We start from the raw sequence: 24536 nt of genomic DNA on the forward strand, positions 1-24536 counted from the left end.
GTTTTTGGGAAGTGCTTGCTCGCTGCCGGAATGGTAGGCGCTGATAAGCGCAAAGTCATCAGGCACAATTTTGCAGATTACCGGTTGGTTAACGTCCCAGCCACTGTGTAACAAACCCTGCAATTTGTTGTACGTCGTTGATATCTAAAAGTGGGACATCCACTTCGAGTGGAACATCACTGGCAACCGCAACAACATACTCATCAATCGTTAATTCTTGTGCACTATGCCCGCAATTTTCACGAAAAAGCAGGATCTTGGCGACAGGTTCGTGTTTAAAACCCTCAACCAGTACCAAATCCAGTGTTGTAGCATCCATTCGGCTCACCAGATAGGCTAAATCTAACTCAGGTTCTGCCGGCGTTTCCGTCATTAACGCCCAGCGTTGCTGGCTGGCGACCAGTGTTTGCGCTGCGCCAGCTTTACGTAACTCATAGCTATCCTTGCCGGGTTTATCGACGTCCATGTTGTGGTGGGTATGCTTAATTAATCCTGGACGAATGCCTTTGGCGCACAGTTCCGGGATCAGTTTTTTGAGCAGTGTGGTTTTTCCTGTACCGCTCCATGCGGCAATACCGAGCAATGGGATCATGATTTATCCTGCCATCTGGCCAATTCTTCAGGTGTGTTCACATTCACAAACGCATCTTTATGATCGCTAAAATCGATGGCGTGTCCGCCGGCCTGGCGCATAAAGACCATCACCCGTCGTTCACCTGCCTGAAGATACTCCTGCAGTAACGGCTGCATTGCTCTGTGCATCAGCGCAATTGTCGGGTGATCCCGCTCCCCATCATGCACCCACACCACTGGCGCATTTTGGCGCTGTTCTGCCAGTCTTGCGACCAGGTTGTGGGGAATATAGGGCATATCGCAGGGGCAGAATAAAAACCAGTCACCTGCCAGTTGTAAAAATACCGACAGCATTCCGGCCAGCGGGCCAGGGAAATCAGGTAATGAATCAGGGATAACTTTCAGACCACTTTGCTGATAAATATCCTGATGGCGATTGGCATTAACCACGACGGTCTCGACCTGTAAGGCGAGCGCATCTGCGACGTGCCGCCACAAAGGTTTGCCGTCTAGCTCAAGCAGTCCTTTATCTGCACCCCCCATCCGCCTGGCCTTACCGCCCGCCAGGACAACCCCTGTAATTGCACTATCCAGAATCACTGATATCGCCTCTTTTAATGTGGGATTGACCCTGCTAACGTATCTGTATTAAGCGTAAGGAGCACAACCATGAAATGTAAACGTCTGAATGAAGTTATTGAACTCCTCCAGCCAGCCTGGCAGAAAGAACCCGATCTTAACCTGATGCAATTTTTACAGAAACTGGCGAAAGAGTCAGGTTTTGACGGAGAACTGGCGGATTTAACTGATGACATTCTGATCTATCACCTGAAAATGCGTGACTCAGCGAAGGATGCGGTGATCCCAGGTATTCAGAAAGATTATGAAGAAGACTTTAAAACCGCATTGCTGCGCGCTCGTGGCGTAATTAAAGAGTAAAAGCTTGTAATCGCCGCCACCGAAAGTGCTGCGAAATGATATCCTGAATCATTCGTAGTAATTTCCGGATGATGGGATGAATAACAACGCTTTTACTTTCCAAACGCTACACCCGGATACCATCATGGATGCGCTGTTTGAGCAGGGGATCCGGGTGGATTCCGGGCTTACCCCGCTCAACAGCTATGAAAACCGTGTCTACCAATTCCAGGACGAAGACCGTCGACGCTTTATCGTAAAGTTTTACCGCCCTGAGCGTTGGTCCGTCGATCAAATACAGGAAGAACATCAGTTTGCACTGGAACTGGTGCGTGATGACGTGCCGGTTGCGGCGCCGATGGTGTTTGATGGCCAGACATTACTGGGGCATCAAGGGTTCCACTATGCGATATTCCCCAGCGTAGGAGGTCGGCAGTTTGAAGCCGACAATATCGATCAAATGGAGTCGGTTGGCCGCTATCTCGGGCGTCTGCATCAAACCGGGCGAAAACAGCCTTTTGCTTTTCGACCGACCATTGGCCTCGACGAGTATCTGATTGAACCGCGTAAACTTTTCGACAGTGCACCGATTATTCCATCAGGGCAAAAAGCGGCATTTCTGAAAGCAACGGATGCACTTATCACCGTGGTTACCGAACGGTGGCATACGCGTTTTGACACTCTGCGCCTGCACGGTGACTGTCATGCCGGAAATATTCTGTGGCGCGATGGTCCGATGTTTGTCGATTTAGATGATGCCCGCAATGGCCCTGCCATTCAGGATTTATGGATGCTGCTTAATGGTGATAAAGCCGAGCAGCGCATGCAGCTTGAAACCATTATCGAAGCTTATGAAGAGTTTACTGAGTTCGACGTCGCTGAATTAGGACTCATAGAACCTTTACGCGCCATGCGTTTAGTTTATTATCTAGCCTGGCTGATTCGACGTTGGGATGATCCTGCGTTTCCAAAAAACTTCCCGTGGTTAACCGGAGAAGATTACTGGCACCGTCAGACGGCGACCTTTATTGAGCAGGCAAAAATTCTGCAACAACCCCCCTTACAATTAACGCCAATGTATTAATCGGAGAGACATGGACATGAAAAAAATATGGCTGGCGCTGGCTGGTATGGTTTTAGCTTTTTGCGCATCGGCAGCGCAGTTCCAGGATGGTAAGCAGTACATCACACTGGAAAAGCCTATTGCGGGTGAACCGCAGGTGTTGGAGTTCTTCTCCTTCTACTGCCCGCATTGCTACCAGTTTGAAGAAGTGCTTCACGTGTCTGATAACGTGAAGAAAAAACTGCCTGAAGGCACCAAGATGACCAAATACCACGTTGAGTTTTTGGGACCTCTGGGCAAAGATCTGACTCAGGCGTGGGCGGTTGCGCTGGCGCTGGGCGTAGAAGATAAGGTCACAGTACCGTTGTTTGAAGCGGTGCAGAAAACTCAGACCGTCCAGTCTACCGCTGATATCCGTAAAGTATTTGTTGATGCGGGTATTAAAGGTGAAGACTATGATGCGGCATGGAACAGCTTCGTGGTGAAATCACTGGTCGCTCAGCAGGAAAAAGCGGCTGCCGATCTGCAACTGCAGGGGGTTCCGGCGATGTTTGTGAATGGCAAATATCAGGTGAATCCGCAAGGCATGGATACCAGCAGCATGGATATCTTTGTACAGCAGTATGCCGATACCGTGAAATATCTGGTAGGCCAGAAGTAAACGAAAAAGCCGGTCAGAGACCGGCTTTTTTAGTTGAGGCTTTAATCGCATCTATTTGCGCATCTTTCTCGGCCCAAAGCGTATTCAGCCACAGCTGGAACCGACGCTTAAACCCTTTATCGTTGACGTAATCACCGTGTAATTCCTCTTTCACCGGCTCCAGATTCACCCGTACTACAATGCGCGTTAACTTACCGCTCAGCATGTCGTAGAAAGGATGGCTGCTGTTCTGCGGATAACACAGCGTGACGTTCAGCAACTTATCGAATTGCGATCCTAAGACATTCAGCGCCATCGCAATACCGGCAGCCTTAGGTGGCAGCAGGTTTTTATAGGGAGATCGGGTCTGCTGGCATTTCTCGTGGGTGAACCGTGAGCCTTCGACAAAATTCACGATCGTTGTTGGATGCACGCGAAACTTCTCACAAGAAAGACGTGTTGTTTCCACATCTTTACCACGTCGTTCAGGGTGACGGAGCAAATAACCGCGCGAATAGCGTTTCATAAATGGCATATCCAGCGCCCAACATGCCAGACCAATAAAAGGCACCCAGGCTAACTGCTGCTTAAGAAAGTATTTATTCATCGGGATATGCTTACGAAACAAAACGCAAAGCACAACGATGTCGGCCCAGCTGTAGTGATTACAGATGAGCAGATACCAATTTTTCTTGCTCAGACCTTCCAGCCCCTCAACATCCCACTTCAGTCGTGGATTAAGGTGTAGCAATAGCGCCAGACCTTCACACCAGCAGTACATCATGAAATTACAAAAGAGGGATACCTTGCGCCAGACGAAAGGAATAGGCAAAAGCAGTTTTACAACTCCGGCCAGGATGATTGGCACGGAACATAAAATCGTGACCAATATGGTCAATGCGATACTCAGCAGCAGCGTTATCGCGGCGAGTATTCTCGCCATAATTAAATTATTCAAAAGGTTAGCCATAAATAGTGCGCTAAAAGGGCGCAAGGGGCTAATTTTATCAGAAAACGAACCAAATGATGGATCTTCGCTGAATAGAAAAAAAGGGAATATCTATCCACATCCAGCTATAAGCTGAAAAGATGATATAAAATTCTGCGTCATGAAATAACATAATGAAAAATATGCAGAATTATTATGATTCATAAATTATCTTGCTGTATTTAAAGGGCTGAAAATTATTTATTCACAAACTTATCCACAGCTCACATTGCGAACAACGCAGAAGATCTGCAAAAGATTTTCGACAAATGCGGCGAAAAACTCATGTTTTCATCCTGTCTGTGGCATCCTTTACCCATAATCTGATAAACAGGCATGGACATTATGGTTCAGATCCCAGAAAACCCACTTATCCTTGTAGATGGCTCATCTTACCTGTATCGCGCATACCATGCGTTCCCACCGCTGACCAACAGCGCAGGAGAGCCTACGGGCGCGATGTACGGTGTCCTCAACATGCTGCGTAGCTTGATTTTGCAATATAAGCCGACGCATGCGGCGGTGGTATTCGACGCCAAGGGTAAAACCTTCCGTGATGAATTATTCGAGCACTACAAATCGCATCGTCCGCCGATGCCAGACGATCTACGCGCGCAGATTGAACCGCTGCACGCGATGGTAAAAGCCATGGGGTTACCCCTGCTGGCTGTTTCAGGCGTAGAAGCGGACGACGTTATCGGTACGCTGGCGCGTGAAGCAGAGCAAATTGGCCGTCCGGTGCTGATCAGTACCGGTGATAAAGACATGGCTCAGCTGGTGACGCCGAATATCACCCTCATCAACACCATGACCAATACGATCCTCGGCCCGGATGAGGTGGTAAATAAGTATGGCGTGCCGCCGGAACTGATTATCGACTTCCTGGCGCTGATGGGCGACTCTTCTGATAACATTCCTGGCGTGCCGGGCGTGGGTGAAAAGACGGCTCAGGCGTTACTCCAGGGGCTGGGCGGGCTGGATACGCTCTATGCTGAATCAGAAAAAATAGCGGGCCTGACGTTCCGTGGCGCAAAAACCATGGCTGGCAAGCTCGAGCAGAATAAAGAGGTGGCTTACCTCTCTTATAAGCTGGCAACCATCAAAACGGATGTCGAGCTGGAATTAACCTGCGAGCAGCTGGAAGTACGACAACCTGCAGCGGACGAGCTGTTAAATCTGTTCAAACAATATGAGTTCAAACGTTGGGTCACCGACGTTGAAGCCGGGAAATGGCTGCAGGCAAAAGGCACAAAACCTGCGGCAAAACCACAGGAAACCATCGTTATTGATGAAACGCCTGAGGAGCCCGCCACGGTTCTCTCATACGATAACTATGTGACGATTCTGGACGAGACGACGCTGGAAGCGTGGATTGCGAAGCTGGAAAAAGCGCCGGTCTTTGCTTTTGATACCGAAACCGACAGCCTGGACAATATCTCTGCGAATCTGGTGGGGCTCTCTTTCGCTATTGAACCGGGTGTGGCGGCGTATGTTCCAGTCGCGCATGACTACCTGGATGCCCCTGACCAAATTTCCCGTGATCGGGCACTGACGCTGCTGAAGCCGCTACTGGAAGACGAAAAAGCGCATAAAGTTGGGCAAAACCTGAAGTATGACCGTGGCATCCTGGCGAACTACGGTATCGAACTGCGCGGTATCGTCTTTGATACCATGCTCGAATCCTACATTCTTAACAGCGTTGCCGGGCGACACGATATGGACAGCCTGTCTGACCGCTGGCTGAAACATAAAACGATCACCTTCGAAGAGATCGCCGGGAAAGGTAAAAACCAACTGACCTTTAACCAGATTGCGCTGGAAGAAGCTGGTCGTTATGCCGCGGAGGACGCCGACGTCACGCTACAGCTGCATCTGAAAATGTGGCCAGAGCTGCAAAAACATAAAGGACCGCTAAACGTCTTCGAGAATATCGATATGCCGTTGGTCCCGGTCCTGTCCCGCATCGAGCGCAACGGTGTAAAAATCGACCCTGCCGTGTTGCACAAGCATTCAGCAGAGCTGACGCTGCGTTTGAACGAGCTGGAGCAAAAAGCGCACGAGATTGCCGGGGAAGCCTTTAACCTCTCTTCCACTAAACAGCTGCAAACCATTCTGTTTGAAAAGCAGGGCATCAAGCCGCTGAAGAAAACGCCGGGCGGCGCGCCGTCAACGTCAGAAGAGGTGCTGGAAGAGTTAGCGCTGGATTATCCGCTGCCGAAGGTGATTCTGGAATATCGTGGGCTGGCAAAATTGAAGTCTACTTATACAGATAAACTTCCGCTGATGATCAACCCTAAAACTGGCCGTGTGCATACCTCTTATCATCAGGCAGTTACGGCGACCGGGCGTTTGTCTTCTACCGATCCTAACCTGCAAAATATTCCGGTGCGTAATGAGGAAGGACGCCGTATTCGCCAGGCATTTATTGCACCAGAAGATTATGTCATTGTCTCGGCGGACTACTCGCAGATTGAGCTACGCATTATGGCGCACCTCTCGCGTGATAAGGGGCTGCTTACCGCCTTTGCCGAAGGAAAGGATATTCACCGCGCCACGGCTGCAGAGGTCTTTGGCTTACCTCTTGATTCCGTGACCAGTGAACAGCGCCGCAGCGCGAAGGCCATCAACTTTGGTCTGATCTACGGCATGAGTGCCTTCGGTCTTGCACGCCAGCTCAATATTCCACGCAAAGAAGCGCAGAAGTACATGGATCTCTATTTCGAACGCTACCCGGGCGTACTGGAATATATGGAACGCACGCGTGCGCAGGCAAAAGAGCAAGGGTACGTTGAAACGCTGGAAGGACGTCGCCTCTATTTACCGGATATCAAATCCAGTAATGGTGCGCGTCGTGCAGGTGCGGAACGTGCGGCGATTAACGCCCCGATGCAAGGCACCGCTGCGGACATTATTAAGCGCGCTATGATTGCCGTAGACGGCTGGCTGCAAACCGAACAGCCTCGCGTACGTATGATCATGCAGGTACATGATGAACTGGTGTTTGAAGTGCACAAAGATGATCTCGATAGCGTCTCGAAAAAAATCCATCAGCTGATGGAGAACGGAACGCGAATTGATGTGCCGTTGCTGGTGGAAGTCGGAAGCGGTGAAAACTGGGATCAAGCGCACTAAGGGTTTGCTGAATAACGCGCTCTTTTCGTAACTAAGCAACATAAGTTAGCGCTTTTTGTGATGACCATTAAAATTTCCTATGCCGGGAGTGAAAAAAAATTACAAAAAGTGCTTTCTGCGCTGCTCAAAAAAGAGTAAAGTTATTCTCGTAGGGTACAGAGGTAAGATGTTCTATCTTTCAGACCTTTTACTTCACGTAATCGGATTTGGCTGAATATTTTAGCCGCCCCAGTCAGTAATGACTGGGGCGTTTTTTATTGTGCGAAAGAAAGGTTTCGCACATGCTGTAGGCCGGATAAGACGCGCAGCGGCGCCATCCGGCATATCGGTAGGTTATTCCCCGTCCTGCATCTCTTCAATAGGCGCCAGTTCGCTAAACCAGGTATCCAGTTTCTGACGCAGTTTATCCACACCCAGCTTTTTCAGCGATGAGAATGCTTCTACCTGTACATCGCCATTAAACGCCAGCACTGCTTCACGCACCATATTCAACTGTGCTTTGCGTGCGCCGCTGGCCAGTTTGTCCGCTTTGGTCAGTAATACCAGCACCTGGACGTTGCTCTCTACGGCCCACAAAATCATCTGCTGATCGAGATCTTTCAGTGGATGGCGAATATCCATCAGTACGACCAAACCTTGCAGGCTTTGACGTTTCTCCAGATATTCTGCCAGCGCGCGCTGCCATTTGCGCTTCATCTCTTCCGGAACTTCTGCATACCCGTACCCCGGCAAGTCAACCAGACGTTTACCGTCAACCACTTCAAACAAGTTGATGAGCTGAGTACGGCCCGGCGTTTTAGATGTACGTGCCAGACCCTTTTGATTTGTCAGGGTATTTAGTGCGCTGGATTTGCCTGCGTTGGAACGGCCAGCAAAAGCCACTTCAATTCCTGTATCGGAAGGTAAATGGCGAATATCAGGCGCACTCATCACAAAATGCGTCTGTTGATAATTCAAGTTAGTCAACGTGGTCGTCTCCATCAATCAAGGCTTTGCAGCGATTATACCTGAACACCAGCAAAAGGCGGATTTTTCGACGCGCGGGTTATGTAAGTTAAAAGCGCGGGCTTTGTGAGACATTGCCGATAGTATTTATGCGAGATGAGAGAGTGCATAACAATATAAATTAAATAAATCATATAATTACCATTAAGAAATATTCTGAAAAACTGAAACTGTTAAGTCGGTTACTTGTGCGTGTTACCCAAAAGAGTAAAGTAGCGTCCATAGCAAGGGAGCTAACAGGATAAACGACTCAGGATGAGGGTCAGGAGCGCCAGGAGGCGAAGACGCAGGATTGTCAGGAAGACAAACGTCCGGAGACGTTAGTAAAAGGAAATGGAAACAACACGGAATGTTTCTGGCTAAGGGAAAAACAGGGTGTGTTGATAGCCGACAGGGATTGTAGGGCCCGTTAAGGGTTGAGAGTCAGGAAAAAAGGCGACAGATTACTCTGTCGCCTTTTTTCTTTATTTCTGCTAGATTCCGGCGCAATTATATACTGAATAAAAACAGCCAAAGACGAATCATGATGAAAACAACTTCTACACCTCGCGGGAAAGGTCCTGCAAAGGCGCGTCGTAAGACACGCGAAGAAATTAACCTGGAAGCTCGCGACCGTAAGCGTCAGAAAAAACACCGTGGTCTTGCAGCGGGCAGCCGTGCGACTGGCAGCGATGGTGCATCAGGTGGCGGAAACCAAAACAAACACAAAGATCCTCGTATTGGCAGTAAAACTCCCATTGCATTGGGTGTGACTGAAAAAGTCACCAAACAGCACAAACCGAAGAGTGAGAAACCTATGCTTTCACCACAGGCTGAGTTGGATTTACTGGAAACGGATGAGCGCCTGGATGCGCTGCTGGAACGTCTTGAAGCGGGAGAGATCCTGAGTGCTGAAGATCAGTCCTGGGTGGATGCCAAGCTGGATCGCATCGATGAGCTGATGCAGAAACTGGGGCTCTCTTACGATGATGACGAAGAAATTGACGAAGAAGAAGAAAAGCAGGAAGACATGATGCGCCTGCTGAAGGGCGGTAACTAACGGTTTTGTACCGTGGGTCTTCCCGTCCTGCTTATAACCCTTCCGGTTATATGTTATCTGGTGTGGTTATTCGTTAAACTACAGCGATTGTCGCGGCGCCAAAAGTGGCTGCGCAACCGGCTTATCACTCGCAGTGGGGGTAAGCCGGTACGCCGTACCCGCCAGAAACGCCATCGGAAGGAGTGAGCATGTCTGAGCAGCTAATCGACTGGGACCTGGCCCTGATCCAGAAATATAACTATTCCGGGCCACGATACACCTCGTATCCGACCGCGCTGGAGTTTTCTGCAGACTACGGTGCTGAAGCATTTCTGCAAGCCGTAGCGCGTTACCCTGAACGTCCACTCTCTTTGTACGTCCATATCCCGTTCTGCCATAAATTGTGCTATTTCTGCGGCTGCAACAAAATTGTGACCCGCCAGCAGCATAAGGCCGATCAATATCTGGACGTTTTAGAACAAGAGATTATTCATCGCGCGCCGCTGTTTGCTGGCCGTCATGTTAGCCAGTTGCATTGGGGCGGCGGTACGCCAACCTATCTGAATAAAACGCAGATTAGCCGCTTAATGACGCTGCTGCGTGATAACTTCGATTTTAACGCGGATGCAGAAATCTCGATCGAAGTTGATCCGCGTGAAATCGAACTCGATGTGCTCGATCATTTACGTGCTGAAGGCTTTAACCGCCTGAGCATGGGGGTGCAGGACTTCAATAAAGAAGTTCAGCGCCTGGTAAACCGTGAGCAGGACGAGGAGTTTATCTTTGCACTGATTAATCGTGCGCGTGAGATTGGCTTTACCTCGACCAACATTGACCTCATCTATGGTCTGCCAAAACAGACGCCGGAAAGCTTTGCCTTTACCCTGAAGCGGGTGGCTGAGCTCAATCCCGACCGCCTGAGTGTCTTTAACTATGCGCACCTGCCAACGTTGTTTGCCGCGCAGCGTAAAATCAAAGATGCTGATCTGCCCAGCCCACAACAGAAGCTGGATATTTTGCAGGAGACCATCTCCTCGCTGACCGAAACAGGTTATCAGTTCATTGGGATGGATCACTTTGCCCGTCCGGATGACGAGCTGGCGATTGCCCAGCGCGAGGGTGTTCTGCACCGTAATTTCCAGGGTTATACCACCCAGGGCGATACCGACCTGCTGGGCATGGGCGTTTCCGCCATCAGTATGATTGGCGACAACTACGCGCAGAACCAAAAAGAGCTGAAGCACTATTATCAGCAGGTGGATGAGCAGGGGAATGCGCTGTGGCGCGGTATTGCACTGACCCAAGATGACTGTATTCGCCGGGATGTGATTAAACTACTGATCTGCAACTTCCGCCTCGACTACGCCGTCGTAGAACAGCAATGGGATCTGAACTTTGCTGACTATTTTGCTGAAGACCTGAAGCTGTTGGCTCCGCTGGCGAAAGATGGGCTGGTGGATGTGGATGAGAAGGGGATTCAGGTGACGGCAAAAGGTCGTCTGCTGATCCGCAATATTTGCATGTGCTTTGATGCGTACCTGCGCCAGAAAGCACGGATGCAGCAGTTCTCGCGGGTCATCTAATGACGTTGCCCGGTGGCACTTCGCTTACCGGGCCTACGACATCTCAATATGTAGGTCGGGTAAGCGAAGCGCCACCCGACAAACCCGCTAGCTAAACAGCCCAACCAGCGCCGCACACAGCACCGCGGCAACCGCAGTTTGCGGCGTATGGCTTTCAACCGAGCCGCTCGACAGCAGATTAATAATTGATTCCAGCATGATGACTTCCCCCGTTTTCCGGGCACGATCATACTTAACTCATCGGAACAGTAAAGCGCAAAATAGCAGCGCTTTGCGCTCAATTATCAATCTTTACACAGCGAAAATCCCTTACTCCATGCCAAGCTCTTTTAACTTACGTGTCAGGGTATTACGCCCCCATCCGAGTAAGCGCGCCGCTTCCTGTTTATGGCCCTGAGTATGGCGCAGCGCGGTGGTTAACAGCGTGCGTTCCATTTCAGGCTGCGCTTCAGAGAGTAAGTTTTGATGACCGGAGCGTAGCGCCCGGTCAGCCCATTGTGCCAGCAGTGTTGCCCAACTGTCAGGCTGCATATGTGAGGGCGCGTCTGGAACGCTTGCTTCAAATAGCTCAGCCGGCAGGTCCTGAATCAGCACTTCCTGCCCGGCGGCCATCACGGTTAACCAGCGGCAAGTGTTCTCTAGTTGACGAACGTTACCCGGCCAGGCCAGACGCGTCAGTGCGGCCTCGGTTTCAGGGTGTAACTGCTTGGCTTCCACACCCAGCTCGTGAGCGGCTTCCTGCAGGAAATGACGCGCCAGGCGAGGGATGTCTTCCCGTCGCTCGCGCAGCGGTGGTAAATGAACGCGAATGACGTTCAGTCGGTGGAACAAGTCCTCGCGGAACTTGCCTTCCTGTACCCGCAGTTCCAGATTCTGGTGCGTAGCCGCGATAATGCGCACGTCCACCTTCACCGGCGCATAGCCGCCGACGCGGTAAAACTGTCCGTCGGCCAATACACGCAGCAATCGCGTTTGCACGTCCAGCGGCATATCGCCAATCTCATCGAGAAACAGCGTGCCGCCATCCGCCTGCTCGAAGCGTCCCTGACGAATGGTATTGGCGCCGGTAAAGGCGCCTTTTTCGTGGCCAAACAGTTCAGATTCGATTAAATCCTTCGGAATTGCCGCCATGTTAAGGGCGATAAATGGCGATTTGGCACGCGGGCTGTGACGGTGGAGAGCATGAGCGACCAACTCTTTACCGGTCCCGGACTCACCGTTGATCAAGACGCTAATTGAAGAGCGGGAAAGCCGGCCAATTATGCGAAAGACATCCTGCATTGCTGGGGCTTCACCAATGATATCGGTGGTGGGGCCGTTGATCTGAACATTACGCGGCTGCTGCTGTTCCTGATAATGGCTTATGGCGCGTTCAACCAGCGCCACAGCTTCGTCAATATCAAACGGCTTGGGCAGGTAATCGAACGCCCCTTGCTGGTAGGCGCTGACGGCGGCGTCCAGATCGGAGTGCGCGGTCATGATGATGACCGGAAGCATCGGATGACGCTGTTTAATTTGTTTTAACAGCGTCAGGCCGTCCATCCCCGGCATGCGGATATCCGACAACAGCACGTCCGGCGTTTTACTGGCGAGCGCGTCCAGTACCTCTTTACCGCTTTCAAATGTGGTGCAGTTGAGTCCTGCCCCTGCGAGCGCACGTTCAAGCACCCAACGGATGGAACTATCGTCATCAACGACCCAGACTATTCCTCGTTGCATAAACGTCACCTCTATTTCCTGATAGGCAGGTAAACCGAGAACTCGGTATGACCCGGCCAACTGGTAAATTCAATTTTGCCGGAATGTTGATCAATCAAATTACGGGCGATAGATAATCCCAGCCCGGTTCCCCCCTCGCGACCGCTGACCATTGGGTAGAACAGCGTATCCTGTAAATGTGGAGGAATACCCGGACCGTTGTCCTCAACGTCAATACGCGCCGCCAGGCGGTAACGCATGCCGTGCAATGTGAGCTGAAACGCGGTGCGGGTACGCAGAATAATCTCGCCACCTTCCGGTCCCAGCGCTTGTAACGCATTACGCACGATATTCAGCAGAACCTGTTCTATCTGGTCAGGATCGTGCAGTATTTCTGGCAGACTCGGGTCGTAATCGCGGATCAACGTGACATTCTCCGGGAGTTCCATCGACACCAGTGCCACAACGCGTTCTGCCACCTTGTGAATACTTTCCGTGATGTGCATACCGGGTTGCTGCGGCCCCAGCAGGCGGTCGACCAGGTTACGCAGGCGGTCTGCCTGCTCAATAATGACTTGGGTATATTCCTTGAGGGCTGGATCCGGTAGCGCTTTACTGAGCAGTTGTGCTGCACCGCGTAATCCACCCAACGGGTTTTTAATTTCATGCGCCAGACCACGTACCAGATCGCGGGCGGCTATTTGCTGGGCATGCTGGAGCTGCTCCTGACTCAGACGGCGCTGGTTATCCATGGGCGCCATCTCCAGCAGAATAAGGCCATCAGGCAGCCTCTGGGCGGTCACAGAGAGGATATGCGAGTGGCTATCTATCACCAGCGTCACTTCGTTGTCCGTAAAGCCCTGACCCGCTTCCAGGCTCTCTCGCATCAGCCCGATGTTTAATGAGAAATAACTCAGCAGTTCAGAAAGCGGCGTGCCAAACAGTTTGCGGGAACTTTGGGCAAGCAGCTGCTGTGCCGCGGGGTTGGCGTAATGCACCGCCAGCTCATCGTCGACAAGTAAAATGCTGTTAATTAACGAATTGAGGATCTGCCCAGCATCGGGCAGCGTGCCGGTTGCCATTCAGCAGTCTCCTGAAAAAGGTTGCACCAATTTAGTGCATTATAGCTTTCACGTAGAAAAAGCGCGAAGGATCAGTTCGTTGGCGGAGAAAAAAGCCCATCGTGTGATGGGCTGAAAGTTTCCACGGCAACTCAATTCCAGGTTATCGCGCCAGCGCGTGACGCGACCTTATCTGGAAAGTACAACTCAAACGATTAAACGCTGTAGTACAACTCAAACTCTACCGGGTGCGGGGTCATGCGCACGCGGTCATCTTCTTCGCGACGCAGCGTAATGTACGCATCGATCGCTTCATTGGTGAACACGCCGCCTGCAGTCAGGAACTCGCGGTCCAGATCCAGTTCGTTCAGTGCTTCTTCCAGAGAGCCAGCAACCTGTGGGATCTCTTTTGCTTCTTCCGGTGGCAGGTCGTACAGGTTTTTGTCCATTGCTTCGCCCGGGTGGATCTTGTTCTTGATACCATCAAGACCAGCCATCAGCAGTGCTGCAAAGCACAGGTACGGGTTAGCCGCCGGGTCCGGGAAGCGTACTTCAATACGGCGTGCTTTCGGAGAGGCAACGACTGGGATACGGATAGAGGCAGAACGGTTACGGGCAGAGTACGCCAGCATAACCGGTGCTTCGTAACCCGGGACCAGACGCTTGTAGGAGTTGGTGGTCGGGTTCGCCAGGGCGTTGATCGCTTTAGCGTGTTTGATTACACCACCGATGTAGAACAGCGCCTGCTCGGACAGACCTGCATACTTGTCACCGGAGAACAGGTTTACGCCGTTCTTGGACAGAGACATGTGGCAGTGCATACCGGAACCGTTATCGCCGAACATCGGTTTTGGCATAAAGGTCGCCGTTTTACCGAAGCGGTGCGCGACGTTGTGAACGACGTATTTGTAGATCTGAATTTCGTCCGCTTTTTTGGTCATAGTGTTAAAGCGGGTAGCGATTTCGTTCTGGCCCGCAGTCGCCACTTCGTGGTGATGCGCTTCAACGACAAGGCCCATCTCTTCCATGACCAGACACATGGTAGAACGGATGTCCTGGGAAGAATCGACCGGAGGAACCGGGAAGTAACCGCCTTTCACGCCAGGACGATGACCTTTGTTACCACCTTCATATTTGGTGGAGGAGTTCCATGCGCCTTCGATATCATCGATAGCGACGTGGGAACCGGAAATAGAGCTGCCGAAACGGATGTCGTCGAACAGGAAGAATTCTGGCTCTGGCCCGAACAGCACGGTGTCTGCGATGCCGGTAGCACGCAGATATTCTTCAGCGCGTTTTGCGATGGAGCGCGGGTCGCGGTCGTAACCCTGCAGTGTGCCTGGTTCCAGGATATCGCAACGGATGATCAGAGTAGACTCTTCAAAGAACGGGTCAATGAGTGCAGTAGAAGCATCTGGCATCAGAACCATGTCTGATTCGTTAATGCTTTTCCAGCCACCGATTGAGGAGCCGTCAAACATTTTGCCTTCTTCAAAGAATTCGGCATTTACCTGATGAGCAGGAATCGTGACGTGCTGTTCTTTACCTTTAGTGTCAGTGAAGCGCAAATCAACAAACTTCACTTCGTGTTCGTTCAGCATCGTCAAAACGTGTTCAGCGGACATACTTACTCTCCCGGATTGGTCATTGTCGTCGTGGTAACGAGGTCTTCAATTCTGCAAAAATTGGCCGTGTCGCCGTAAAAAATATAAAGCGAAATCTGTGCCAACTTTTAAATTGCCCCCAAAAGGCGTTATCATGCGCATCATCGTGCAAAGGGGTTGCACCATGAAGGTTGTATTGCACCATTATAGTGCCTCTTTGTGAACATTAAGCACTATAATGGTGCAATTGACATGAGATTACCCCTTTTAACGCTCCGTGAATGTGATCACAAAGAAACTCTGCAATACTTGTTTGCGGAGGATGTTTGTGATCCTGTTTTGTACTGCGATTAATCCGTGTACAATAACGCGCTATTTCTAAAATGCCTGAGGCAAAGTTGTGATCGAAAATTTGCGTAACATCGCCATCATCGCGCACGTAGACCATGGTAAAACCACCCTGGTAGACAAGCTGCTCCAACAATCCGGTACATTCGACTCTCGTGCCGAAACCCAAGAGCGCGTGATGGACTCCAACGATTTGGAGAAAGAGCGTGGGATTACCATCCTCGCTAAAAACACCGCTATCAAGTGGAATGACTACCGTATCAACATCGTTGATACCCCGGGACACGCCGACTTCGGTGGTGAAGTTGAACGTGTAATGTCCATGGTAGACTCCGTGCTGCTGGTGGTTGATGCAATGGACGGTCCGATGCCGCAGACGCGCTTCGTGACTAAAAAAGCCTTTGCTCATGGCCTGAAGCCAATTGTTGTTATCAACAAAGTTGACCGTCCTGGCGCGCGTCCTGACTGGGTTGTTGACCAGGTATTCGACCTGTTCGTTAACCTCGACGCGACCGACGAACAGCTGGACTTCCCGATCGTTTACGCTTCAGCGCTGAACGGTATCGCAGGTCTGGATCACGAAGATATGGCGGAAGACATGACCCCGCTGTATCAGACCATCGTTGACCGTGTACCGGCTCCGAACGTTGACCTTGATGGCCCGCTGCAGATGCAAATCTCTCAGCTGGACTACAACAACTACGTGGGTGTTATCGGCATCGGTCGCATCAAGCGCGGTAAAGTTAAACCGAACCAGCAGATCACTATCATTGATAGCGAAGGCAAAACTCGCAACGGTAAAGTCGGTAAAGTTCTGACCCATCTGGGTCTTGAGCGTATCGAGAGCGACGTTGCAGAAGCGGGCGACATCATCGCGATCACTGGTCTGGGCGAACTGAACATCTCCGACACCATCTGCGATCCGCAGAATGTTGAAGCGCTGCCGGCGCTGTCTGTTGATGAGCCGACCGTGACCATGTTCTTCAACGTAAACACCTCTCCGTTCTGCGGTAAAGAAGGTAAGTACGTTACTTCTCGTCAGATCCTTGACCGCCTGAAAAAAGAACTGGTACACAACGTTGCACTGCGTGTTGAAGAGACTCCGGATGCAGACGCATTCCGCGTGTCTGGTCGTGGTGAACTGCACCTGTCCGTTCTGATTGAAAACATGCGTCGTGAAGGTTTCGAGATGGCGGTTTCCCGTCCGAAAGTTATCTTCCGCGAAATCGATGGCCGTAAACAAGAGCCATTCGAAAACGTAACGCTGGACGTCGAAGAGCAGCACCAGGGTTCTGTTATGCAGGCACTGGGTGAGCGTAAAGGCGACCTGAAAAACATGAATCCAGATGGTAAAGGCCGCGTACGTCTCGACTACGTGATCCCAAGCCGTGGCCTGATCGGCTTCCGTTCAGAATTCATGACCATGACCTCCGGTACCGGTCTGCTGTACTCCACCTTCAGCCATTACGACGATGTTCGTCCGGGCGAAGTGGGCCAGCGTCAGAACGGCGTGCTGATCTCCAATGGTCAGGGTAAAGCTGTTGCGTTTGCACTGTACAGCCTGCAGGACCGCGGTAAGCTGTTCCTGGGTCACGGCGCAGAAGTTTATGAAGGCCAGATCATCGGTATTCACAGTCGTTCTAACGACCTGACTGTAAACTGCCTGACCGGTAAGAAACTGACCAACATGCGTGCTTCCGGTACTGATGAAGCCACCACGCTGGTTCCAGCTCAGAAAATGACTCTGGAACAGGCTCTGGAATTCATCGATGACGACGAACTGGTAGAAGTAACACCAACGTCTATCCGTATTCGTAAACGTCACCTGACTGAAAACGATCGTAAACGTGCGATGCGTGGTCCGAAAGAAGACTAATTAACGTGCTTTAATGACAAGACCCTGCCTTAAGAGGTGGGGTTTTTTTTTGCCCGCAATCCCTGGTTCCCGGCGGGATTACGTTGATTCCCTGCCTCAAGAAATACTCTCCCCTCAAGATGTCTGGCTTAAGAGAGCTTGGTCACAAATTTTTCTAAAGCTCAACGCGGGTGTTTGCTTTCTTTTTCATCGTCAGCGTATGATTAAACCATCTGGTTTAAACCAAGCGAATTAAACAATGACGAGTAATCAGTCGACCGTTGAGAATGCGAAAGAGAAGTTAGATCGTTGGTTAAAAGATGGGATCACCACTCCGGGCGGAAAACTGCCCTCGGAAAGGGAGTTGGGAGAGTTGCTGGGGATCAAGCGCATGACGTTACGTCAGGCGCTATTAAACCTGGAGTCTGAATCCAAAATCTTTCGTAAGGATCGCAAAGGGTGGTTCGTTACCCAGGCACGCTTTAACTACAGCCCGGAATTGTCAGCAAGCTTTCAGCGCGCCGCGCTCGAGCAGGGTAGAGAGCCTTCCTGGGGATTTATCGAGAAAAGCCGGGTTTCTCAGTACCCGGACGTTGCCGCGCCGTTGGTGTCAGCAACACCGTCTGATGAACTGTATCGGATAACGGGCTGGGGAGCGCTGGAAGGGCATAAAGTTTTCTATCATGAAACGTTTATCAACCCGAAGGTCGCACCGGGGTTTATTGAGCAGCTTGAAAGCCAGTCATTTTCTTCGGTATGGGAAAATGAATATAAAAAAGAAACGGTAATCAAAAAACTGGCTTTTAAACCTGTCAGAATGGCCGGCGACATTAGCAAGTTTATTGGCGGTTCGACTGGAATGCCCGCCATTCTTATTGAAAAACACCGGGCTGACAGTGATGGAAATATCGTACAAATAGATATTGAGTATTGGCGATTTGAAGCAGTTGATCTCTTCATTAACTTGTAGGTACGTTTATGGTCACTAAAGACAATGCACATAAAATTCTGGCGCGGGTAGATAATCTTCCTCTTTATCTTCACGCTTATGCTTATCATTTGAATATGCGCGTTGAACGCATATTACCGAATGATTTATTAGATATTGCCAGTGAAAATAATCTGCGTGGGGTGAAAATCCACGTCCTTGATGGTGAACGCTATTCTCTTGAAAATATGAATGATGAAGCACTGTCAGCATTTGGCGACAAAGCGCGTCAGCTACAGCTTGATCTGCATATCGAGACCAGTTCTTCTGATAAAAAAGCTATTGACCAGGCTGTCGCTATCGCATTAAAAACAGGCGCCTCTTCGGTGAGGTTTTACCCGCGCTACGAAGGTAATCTTCAAGAGGTGCTTGCAATCATTACGCAGGATATCAAATATTTGCGCGATTGCTATCAGGATAGCGGACTGACCTTTACCTTAGAGCAGCATGAGGATTTAAAGAGTCATGAATTGGTATCGTTAGTTCAGAACAGTGATATGGAGTCGCTCTCTTTACTGTTTGATTTTGCTAATATGATCAATGCCAATGAGCATCCGTTGACGGCGTTAGACACAATGTCTCCGCATATTACCCAGGTGCATATTAAAGATGCATTAATTGTAAATGAGAATGCGGGACTGGGCCATAAAGCCTGTACTTCGGGTCAAGGGGATATGCCGTTTAAAGATCTGCTGACCAAACTTATTTGCTTAGGTGATGAGAAGCCGCAGGTAACGGCTTACGGGCTGGAAGAAGAAGTGGATTATTACGCCCCGGCATTTCGTTTCGACAATGAAGGAGATAACCCCTGGATCCCATGGCGCCAGATGAGCGAAACACCGCTACCGGAGCCAGAACTTCTCGAAGAACGTTTGATTAAAGAAAAAAATGATGCCATCCAACAAATACAATTTGTGCGTAGCGTGCTACAACAAATTAAAAATGAGGCGCATCACATTCTAACTCATTATTAATATCTAACGCCTTTATTTAGAATTCATAGTCCATTCCTGATGAATGGGCGTGTTTTTATATTTAAAACAAATGATTAAATAAATCATTTAGGGGATGCTATGCTCACAAAAAAGAAATGGGCGCTTTTTAGCCTGTTAACGCTGTGTGGCGGTACAATTTACAAATTACCCTCACTGAAAGATGCGTTCTATATTCCGATGCAGGAATACTTCCATTTGACTAACGGTCAGATTGGTAACGCGATGTCAGTGAACTCATTTGTAACTACCATAGGTTTTTTCTTATCTATTTATTTTGCAGACAAACTTCCACGTAAATACACTATGTCTCTTTCCCTTATTGCCACGGGGCTGCTGGGGGTTTATTTGACCACCATGCCTGGCTATTGGGGGATCCTCTTTGTCTGGGCGTTATTTGGTGTTACCTGCGACATGATGAACTGGCCGGTGTTATTAAAATCCGTTAGCCGACTCGGCAACAGCGAACAACAAGGGCGTCTGTTCGGCTTTTTTGAAACGGGCCGCGGTATTGTGGATACGGTTGTCGCATTTTCTGCATTGGCCGTCTTTGCCTGGTTTGGCAGTGGTCTGTTGGGGTTCAAGGCCGGTATCTGGTTCTACTCTGCAATTGTCATTATGGTCGGGATCATCATCTTCTTTGTTCTGAACGATAAAGAGGAAATCCCCGCCGCAAAAATCCATGATGCTGAAGATGCGCCGAAAAATCCAAGCATGTCGTCAGTTCTGAAAGATAAGACTATTTGGTTAATCGCGTTTAACGTCTTCTTTGTTTATGCCGTGTATTGTGGATTGACGTTCTTTATCCCATTCCTGAAAAACATTTATATGCTGCCCGTCGCGCTGGTGGGGGCTTATGGGATTATTAACCAATATTGCCTGAAAATGGTTGGTGGCCCGATTGGTGGACTGATCTCAGATAAAATCCTGAAATCACCGAGTAAATATTTATGCTACACATTTATGCTCAGCACAGTGGCACTGTTGCTGCTGATCGTTCTGCCGCATGAAAGTATGCCCGTTTATTTAGGCATGGTGTGTACGCTGGGCTTCGGCGCCATCGTATTTACTCAGCGCGCTGTATTCTTTGCCCCTATTGGTGAGGCCAAAATCGCAGAGAATCAAACGGGTGCGGCAATGGCGCTGGGCAGCTTTATCGGTTATGCCCCGGCGATGTTCTGCTTCAGTATGTACGGATATATTCTGGATTTGAACCCAGGGCTCATCGGCTACAAAATTGTGTTTGGTATTATGGCCTGCTTCGCTTTCTGTGGGGCGATTGCATCTGTTCTGCTGGTTAAGCGAATCAGTGAAAGAAAGAAAATGCTGCAAGCGGAACAGGCGTGATGCGCGTTTACGTCAGGTAGTATGAAAAAGCCGCTGATTGTCAGCGGCTTTTTTATCAATAGAGGGAGCTAGAAGAAATACTTTGCCCCAACACGAATCTGATTTTGTTCCCTGTGGTAGGGTTCCACATTACGATCTAACCAGCGTAATTCAAGATAGGGCAGCCAGTGCTCGTTGATGCGATATTTAAAGGTATTGGTAATTTCCCAATGATGGTCTTTACCATTACTACTATTAAAATCATTTACTCGCATAAAGTAGTGTGGTTCAAACGTATAAGAAAACTTATCCGTAATGCTGAAGTTCCAATAGTTGCCAATCTCATAGGTATCGTTGTTATCCAGATCGCCGTTTAAATCGGTTGAGCTGTAGTTGTTATGATTATATCGATTACGTACCGTAAGGTTAAACCAGGGCGTAAACTTATAATTCACATCCAGATATACTGCGCCGCCAGAACCAATACTCTTATCGTTAATCAGTCCACCGGGTTGAATAGTCAGTTTATCTGTCGGCTTGAATAATGGATACCAGCCTTCTATTTCGTTATAGCCATGTTTTAACTCATCTTTGCGTTGCATGGTGTAGGTATTCGTGAGCATGATACCCGCACCCATATCGGAATTATAGCCAACGCGCAGCATGACTTCCATCTGATCGGATGCCAGATTATATGCCTCGCGGTTTTCCACATAGGCACCGGCAAAAACAGAGGTGGAGACGACAGAGGATAAAAGAATTATTGTATTCAACTTTTTCATAATAAATCCATTTTATAAGCGTAGGGAAGCCGCCATCCATAGAGATGGAGAAAGCGGCAATTATTTTTATACGTTTACAACAGAGGTATTCTTTTTATGACTCTCAGTATCAGGTTTGAAATTGCTTTTCTTCCGTTGACTGATTTCCTCGATAATAAAAGCAAAGCGAGTTTCATTGAGTTTATAAAATAAACCCATGGTGAAGGCTGCGATGATGGCAAGCCCGCATGGCCAGAGAAAAATAAGCTGGCGCAAACCGAGCAAGGTGGCCTCGCTCTGGACTATGTTGGGGACATAGCCGATTTGCGTCAGCATAATACCCGGCAAGAAACCCGCCAGCGCAGCAGAAATTTTTCGTGAAAAGGTATAACCGGTATAGACCGACCCCTCGGCACGAATCCCGGTTTTCCATTCACCGTAGTCAACGGTATCTGGGACTAGCGCCCAGTTCAGGCTGTTAACAAAAGCGGTACCGAAGAAGGCCATGCATGAGAAAGTCACAAACAAGAACGACGTCCCGCCCCAGAAAAAGTTCAGCACATCGCCGAGGGCCCACAATGCCAGGCCGCCGAGATAAACCTGTTTTTTACCGAAGCGTTTCACGGTTGTAGGCACCAGCAGTACGCCAATCAGAATGCATCCCATACTGAAAAAACCCATCCATGACAACAGATGGATATCGTTGAGCACGTACTGGGTGTAATAAACTTGAATCGCCAGCTTGATGTTGAATGCCGCCAGCGTACACAAGTTGGCGATACACAGCACCAGTAGGGGAGGGTTACGGAAAATCGCGCGGAACGATTTGAGAATACTGGGCTTATGATGGTCCGGCATGATTTCGATATAACGCTCTTTCACCCCGCTAAAGCACCACCACATACTGAACAAACCGCAAACCGAGAAGATCAGCGCAGCAATCAGATAGCCAAGCGAAGGTGCGCTGGTAAACAGCGCCTGAATCGGCATAAAGCCCACGGTACACAGCAGCAGTCCGACCGTGGCGCCACCCTGACGCCAGGCTGCAAGCTGGGCGCGCTCATGCGGGTTTTTGGTGATGGCGGGAACCATCGCCCCGTAAGAGCAGTTCATCAGGCTATAGAACAGGCCAAACAGCATAAACAGCACCGTTGCCAGTCCCGTTTTTACCGTTAGCGTAAAATCGGTGGCTAAAAACTGCGCGCTGGCAACCAGGGCGACAGGAAACGACGCATATAAAATAAAGGGTCTGAATTTCCCTTTTACGCCAATATTACGCCGTGAGTCCAGTAATACGCCGGTCAGCATATCGGTGAAGGCGGTGAAGAACTTCGCCACCAGAAAGATTATCCCGCCGTAATATGCAGGCATCCCAAGCTCATCGGTATAAAATTTAAGCAGATACAGCGTGCCGATACACAGCATCAAATTTGAGCCGAAGTCACCCACTCCGTAGGCGAGTTTTTCACGCAGGCTCAGTTTTAACGTTAGCGGATCATGGTCAGACATAATCGCTCCTTAATAACGCCCCGTAGGGCGCTATTCATTATTATTATCAAACGGGTTGTTTACGCGCTTCTATCTCTTCAACGATACGGACATACATCTTCTCGTTAAGGTTGTAGAAGCAGCCCATTGCCACGATGGTGATGACTGCCAGGGCGCACGGATAAATAAAAATCAGCTGGCGTAAACCTTCGACGGTACCCGCCGATTGCACCACGTTAGGCACGTAGCCAATCTGCGTCAGCATCCAACCGGGGAAGAACCCCGCCAGCGCCTGCGAGACTTTACGGAAGAAGGTGAATCCGGTGTATACCGTCCCTTCAGAGCGCACGCCGGTGCGCCATTCGCCATATTCCACCGTGTCAGAGACCAGCGCCCAGTTCAGGCTGTTAACAAACGCCGAACCAAAGAAGGCCAGACAGGAGAAGGCGACAAAGCTCACCGACCCGCCGCCAAAGAAGTAGTTGAGCAGATCGCCCGCCACCCAAATCAGCAGACCGCCGATATAGACCTTCTTCTTACCAAAGCGTCTGACCATTCCCGGCATTAAAAATACGCCGATGAAGATACAACCCATACTGAAGAAGCCCATCCAGGAGAGCAGGATCGGGTCGTTCAATACGTACTGGGTGTAATAGACCTGGATCGCCAGCTTGACGTTAAACGCGCCGAGCGTGCACAGGTTGGCAATGCACAGAATAAACAGCGGGCGGTTGCCGGCGATGGCGCGAAAGGATTGCAGTAATCCCGGCTTTTGCGTTGCATCTACCGGCTTTACTTCGACGTAGCGCTCTTTCACACCCGCATAGCACAGCCACATAAACAGCAGGCCGAACAGGGAGAATAGCGTGGCGGCGAAGATATAACCCAGCTGCGAGTTACCTTCGATCAGGTTCATCACCGGCACAAAGCCGACGGTGCACAGCAGCAGGCCGAGCGTGGCACCGCCCTGGCGCCAGGCGGCAAGGGAAGCTCGTTCATCCGGGTTTTTCGTTATTGCGGGCACCATCGCGCCGTAAGAGCAGTTCATCATACTGAAGAACAGTCCGTACAGCATAAACAGCACCGTTGCCATCACCGTTTTTCCGGTGATTTCAAATGGCGTACCGACAAAGTTAGCGATGGCCAGGAGCGTAACCGGGAAAGCCGCGTAAAGCACGAACGGACGGAATTTGCCCTTCGGACCAATTTTACGTCGCGAATCGAGCATAATCCCGGTACCCATATCGGTAAACGCGGTAAAAAACTTGGCGATAAGGAAAATGATACCGCCGTAAGTACCTGGTAAACCAAGGACATCGGTATAAAACTTGAGTAAATAGAGCGTGCCAATGTCCAGTAGGATATTGGAACCTAAATCACCCATCCCATAGGCGAGTTTTTCTTTAAAAGGTAAGCGTAGGGTTGCCGGATTGGCTGTATTCTGACTCATGATTATCCCTCATTTGCCCGCGTGTTTCCGCGCGGGCGAGCCTGA

The 24536-nt window shown here is 50.0% G+C and carries 22 protein-coding genes and 1 pseudogene; 12 read left to right on the forward strand and 11 right to left on the reverse strand.

Annotated elements, in window-relative coordinates; translation table 11 throughout:
* Positions 1-88: 88 nt before the first annotated feature.
* Complete coding sequence (gene mobB, locus FCH32_RS20795; RefSeq protein ID WP_096758894.1) at positions 89-592, reverse strand: molybdopterin-guanine dinucleotide biosynthesis protein MobB; 504 nt, start codon at positions 590-592, stop codon at positions 89-91.
* On the reverse strand, positions 589-1173 hold the full coding sequence (gene mobA, locus FCH32_RS20800) for a molybdenum cofactor guanylyltransferase MobA (protein ID WP_135912788.1): 585 nt from the start codon (positions 1171-1173) through the stop codon (positions 589-591). Before mobA ends, mobB begins: the two co-directional genes overlap by 4 nt.
* A 69-nt stretch (positions 1174-1242) precedes the next feature.
* On the opposite strand from mobA, the gene FCH32_RS20805 reads away from it, so the two are divergent.
* The 3 genes from FCH32_RS20805 to dsbA all read left to right on the forward strand — a co-directional run bounded on the left by FCH32_RS20805 (position 1243) and on the right by dsbA (position 3215).
* Entirely contained in the window at positions 1243-1512 is a 270-nt protein-coding gene (locus FCH32_RS20805; protein WP_042325406.1) for a YihD family protein, read from the forward strand.
* A gap of 76 nt (positions 1513-1588) precedes the next feature.
* Complete coding sequence (locus FCH32_RS20810) at positions 1589-2575, forward strand: serine/threonine protein kinase (RefSeq protein WP_174361455.1); 987 nt, start codon at positions 1589-1591, stop codon at positions 2573-2575.
* Between the two features lie 16 nt (positions 2576-2591).
* The gene (dsbA, locus tag FCH32_RS20815; RefSeq protein WP_174361456.1) at positions 2592-3215 is read left to right on the forward strand and encodes a thiol:disulfide interchange protein DsbA; all 624 of its coding nucleotides are present in this window, start codon (positions 2592-2594) and stop codon (positions 3213-3215) included.
* 13 nt (positions 3216-3228) lie between these two features.
* On the opposite strand, the gene FCH32_RS20820 is transcribed toward dsbA, so the two are convergent.
* Positions 3229-4164, reverse strand: coding sequence for an acyltransferase (locus tag FCH32_RS20820; RefSeq protein ID WP_115259824.1), 936 nt, complete (start codon positions 4162-4164; stop codon positions 3229-3231).
* 363 nt (positions 4165-4527) lie between these two features.
* On the opposite strand from FCH32_RS20820, the gene polA reads away from it, so the two are divergent.
* Together polA and spfP are read left to right on the forward strand one after the other, a co-directional pair.
* Positions 4528-7314: a DNA polymerase I gene (gene polA, locus FCH32_RS20825; RefSeq protein ID WP_115259823.1), complete on the forward strand. Its 2787-nt coding sequence runs from the start codon at positions 4528-4530 to the stop codon at positions 7312-7314.
* 166 nt (positions 7315-7480) lie between these two features.
* Entirely contained in the window at positions 7481-7528 is a 48-nt protein-coding gene (gene spfP, locus FCH32_RS23540; RefSeq protein WP_071892919.1) for a small protein SpfP, read from the forward strand.
* Positions 7529-7647: 119 nt separating this feature from the next.
* Here spfP and yihA read toward each other — a convergent pair whose 3' ends face one another.
* Positions 7648-8280 (reverse strand): ribosome biogenesis GTP-binding protein YihA/YsxC, encoded by a 633-nt coding sequence (gene yihA / locus FCH32_RS20830; protein WP_096759489.1) that lies wholly within the window; start codon positions 8278-8280, stop codon positions 7648-7650.
* A gap of 227 nt (positions 8281-8507) precedes the next feature.
* On the opposite strand from yihA, the pseudogene FCH32_RS20835 reads away from it, so the two are divergent.
* From FCH32_RS20835 to hemN, 3 genes and pseudogenes are all read left to right on the forward strand, one after another.
* Positions 8508-8732, forward strand: a pseudogene (locus tag FCH32_RS20835) (hypothetical protein).
* A gap of 110 nt (positions 8733-8842) precedes the next feature.
* Positions 8843-9358, forward strand: coding sequence for a Der GTPase-activating protein YihI (gene yihI / locus FCH32_RS20840; RefSeq protein ID WP_096758888.1), 516 nt, complete (start codon positions 8843-8845; stop codon positions 9356-9358).
* A gap of 188 nt (positions 9359-9546) precedes the next feature.
* On the forward strand, positions 9547-10920 hold the full coding sequence (gene hemN, locus FCH32_RS20845; RefSeq protein ID WP_174361457.1) for an oxygen-independent coproporphyrinogen III oxidase: 1374 nt from the start codon (positions 9547-9549) through the stop codon (positions 10918-10920).
* 87 nt (positions 10921-11007) lie between these two features.
* Here hemN and FCH32_RS20850 read toward each other — a convergent pair whose 3' ends face one another.
* From FCH32_RS20850 to glnA, 4 genes are all read right to left on the reverse strand, one after another.
* Positions 11008-11118 (reverse strand): YshB family small membrane protein, encoded by a 111-nt coding sequence (locus FCH32_RS20850; RefSeq protein WP_096758886.1) that lies wholly within the window; start codon positions 11116-11118, stop codon positions 11008-11010.
* Between the two features lie 111 nt (positions 11119-11229).
* Complete coding sequence (gene glnG, locus FCH32_RS20855; RefSeq protein WP_115260010.1) at positions 11230-12639, reverse strand: nitrogen regulation protein NR(I); 1410 nt, start codon at positions 12637-12639, stop codon at positions 11230-11232.
* A gap of 11 nt (positions 12640-12650) precedes the next feature.
* A complete protein-coding gene (gene glnL, locus FCH32_RS20860; protein WP_115259821.1) occupies positions 12651-13700 on the reverse strand; it encodes a nitrogen regulation protein NR(II) in 1050 nt (349 codons plus the stop codon).
* A 194-nt stretch (positions 13701-13894) separates the two neighbouring features.
* Entirely contained in the window at positions 13895-15304 is a 1410-nt protein-coding gene (glnA, locus tag FCH32_RS20865; protein WP_174361458.1) for a glutamate--ammonia ligase, read from the reverse strand.
* A 379-nt stretch (positions 15305-15683) separates the two neighbouring features.
* On the opposite strand from glnA, the gene typA reads away from it, so the two are divergent.
* The 4 genes from typA to FCH32_RS20885 all read left to right on the forward strand — a co-directional run bounded on the left by typA (position 15684) and on the right by FCH32_RS20885 (position 20813).
* Positions 15684-17507, forward strand: coding sequence for a ribosome-dependent GTPase TypA (gene typA / locus FCH32_RS20870; protein WP_115259820.1), 1824 nt, complete (start codon positions 15684-15686; stop codon positions 17505-17507).
* Between the two features lie 238 nt (positions 17508-17745).
* Complete coding sequence (locus tag FCH32_RS20875; protein WP_096758881.1) at positions 17746-18456, forward strand: GntR family transcriptional regulator; 711 nt, start codon at positions 17746-17748, stop codon at positions 18454-18456.
* Between the two features lie 8 nt (positions 18457-18464).
* Positions 18465-19448, forward strand: a complete 984-nt coding sequence (locus FCH32_RS20880) for a sugar phosphate isomerase/epimerase family protein (RefSeq protein ID WP_096758880.1) — start codon at positions 18465-18467, stop codon at positions 19446-19448.
* A 99-nt stretch (positions 19449-19547) separates the two neighbouring features.
* A complete protein-coding gene (locus FCH32_RS20885) occupies positions 19548-20813 on the forward strand; it encodes an MFS transporter (RefSeq protein WP_096758879.1) in 1266 nt (421 codons plus the stop codon).
* Positions 20814-20881: 68 nt separating this feature from the next.
* Here FCH32_RS20885 and ompL read toward each other — a convergent pair whose 3' ends face one another.
* The 3 genes from ompL to FCH32_RS20900 form a co-directional block, all read right to left on the reverse strand.
* Positions 20882-21574 (reverse strand): porin OmpL, encoded by a 693-nt coding sequence (ompL, locus tag FCH32_RS20890; protein WP_174361459.1) that lies wholly within the window; start codon positions 21572-21574, stop codon positions 20882-20884.
* A 66-nt stretch (positions 21575-21640) separates the two neighbouring features.
* Positions 21641-23062 (reverse strand): MFS transporter, encoded by a 1422-nt coding sequence (locus FCH32_RS20895; RefSeq protein ID WP_174361460.1) that lies wholly within the window; start codon positions 23060-23062, stop codon positions 21641-21643.
* 46 nt (positions 23063-23108) lie between these two features.
* Positions 23109-24491 (reverse strand): MFS transporter, encoded by a 1383-nt coding sequence (locus FCH32_RS20900; RefSeq protein WP_117343636.1) that lies wholly within the window; start codon positions 24489-24491, stop codon positions 23109-23111.
* Positions 24492-24536 lie beyond the last annotated feature (45 nt).

The sequence above is a fragment of the Citrobacter gillenii genome, assembly GCF_013337685.1.
Classification (GTDB): Bacteria; Pseudomonadota; Gammaproteobacteria; order Enterobacterales; family Enterobacteriaceae; genus Citrobacter; species Citrobacter gillenii.

What these genes read in the sequence shown, in the direction of transcription:
- glnL (WP_115259821.1), bottom strand. Translation starts at nt 13,700, where the DNA reads ATGGCAACCGGCACGCTGCCCGATGCTGGGCAGATCCTCAATTCGTTA.
- ompL (WP_174361459.1), bottom strand. Translation starts at nt 21,574, where the DNA reads ATGAAAAAGTTGAATACAATAATTCTTTTATCCTCTGTCGTCTCCACC.
- FCH32_RS20805 (WP_042325406.1), top strand. Translation starts at nt 1,243, where the DNA reads ATGAAATGTAAACGTCTGAATGAAGTTATTGAACTCCTCCAGCCAGCC.
- FCH32_RS20810 (WP_174361455.1), top strand. Translation starts at nt 1,589, where the DNA reads ATGAATAACAACGCTTTTACTTTCCAAACGCTACACCCGGATACCATC.
- FCH32_RS20900 (WP_117343636.1), bottom strand. Translation starts at nt 24,491, where the DNA reads ATGAGTCAGAATACAGCCAATCCGGCAACCCTACGCTTACCTTTTAAA.
- yihI (WP_096758888.1), top strand. Translation starts at nt 8,843, where the DNA reads ATGATGAAAACAACTTCTACACCTCGCGGGAAAGGTCCTGCAAAGGCG.
- hemN (WP_174361457.1), top strand. Translation starts at nt 9,547, where the DNA reads ATGTCTGAGCAGCTAATCGACTGGGACCTGGCCCTGATCCAGAAATAT.
- FCH32_RS20885 (WP_096758879.1), top strand. Translation starts at nt 19,548, where the DNA reads ATGCTCACAAAAAAGAAATGGGCGCTTTTTAGCCTGTTAACGCTGTGT.
- dsbA (WP_174361456.1), top strand. Translation starts at nt 2,592, where the DNA reads ATGAAAAAAATATGGCTGGCGCTGGCTGGTATGGTTTTAGCTTTTTGC.
- glnG (WP_115260010.1), bottom strand. Translation starts at nt 12,639, where the DNA reads ATGCAACGAGGAATAGTCTGGGTCGTTGATGACGATAGTTCCATCCGT.
- mobB (WP_096758894.1), bottom strand. Translation starts at nt 592, where the DNA reads ATGATCCCATTGCTCGGTATTGCCGCATGGAGCGGTACAGGAAAAACC.
- FCH32_RS20850 (WP_096758886.1), bottom strand. Translation starts at nt 11,118, where the DNA reads ATGCTGGAATCAATTATTAATCTGCTGTCGAGCGGCTCGGTTGAAAGC.
- FCH32_RS20895 (WP_174361460.1), bottom strand. Translation starts at nt 23,062, where the DNA reads ATGTCTGACCATGATCCGCTAACGTTAAAACTGAGCCTGCGTGAAAAA.
- polA (WP_115259823.1), top strand. Translation starts at nt 4,528, where the DNA reads ATGGTTCAGATCCCAGAAAACCCACTTATCCTTGTAGATGGCTCATCT.
- glnA (WP_174361458.1), bottom strand. Translation starts at nt 15,304, where the DNA reads ATGTCCGCTGAACACGTTTTGACGATGCTGAACGAACACGAAGTGAAG.
- FCH32_RS20880 (WP_096758880.1), top strand. Translation starts at nt 18,465, where the DNA reads ATGGTCACTAAAGACAATGCACATAAAATTCTGGCGCGGGTAGATAAT.
- FCH32_RS20875 (WP_096758881.1), top strand. Translation starts at nt 17,746, where the DNA reads ATGACGAGTAATCAGTCGACCGTTGAGAATGCGAAAGAGAAGTTAGAT.
- FCH32_RS20820 (WP_115259824.1), bottom strand. Translation starts at nt 4,164, where the DNA reads ATGGCTAACCTTTTGAATAATTTAATTATGGCGAGAATACTCGCCGCG.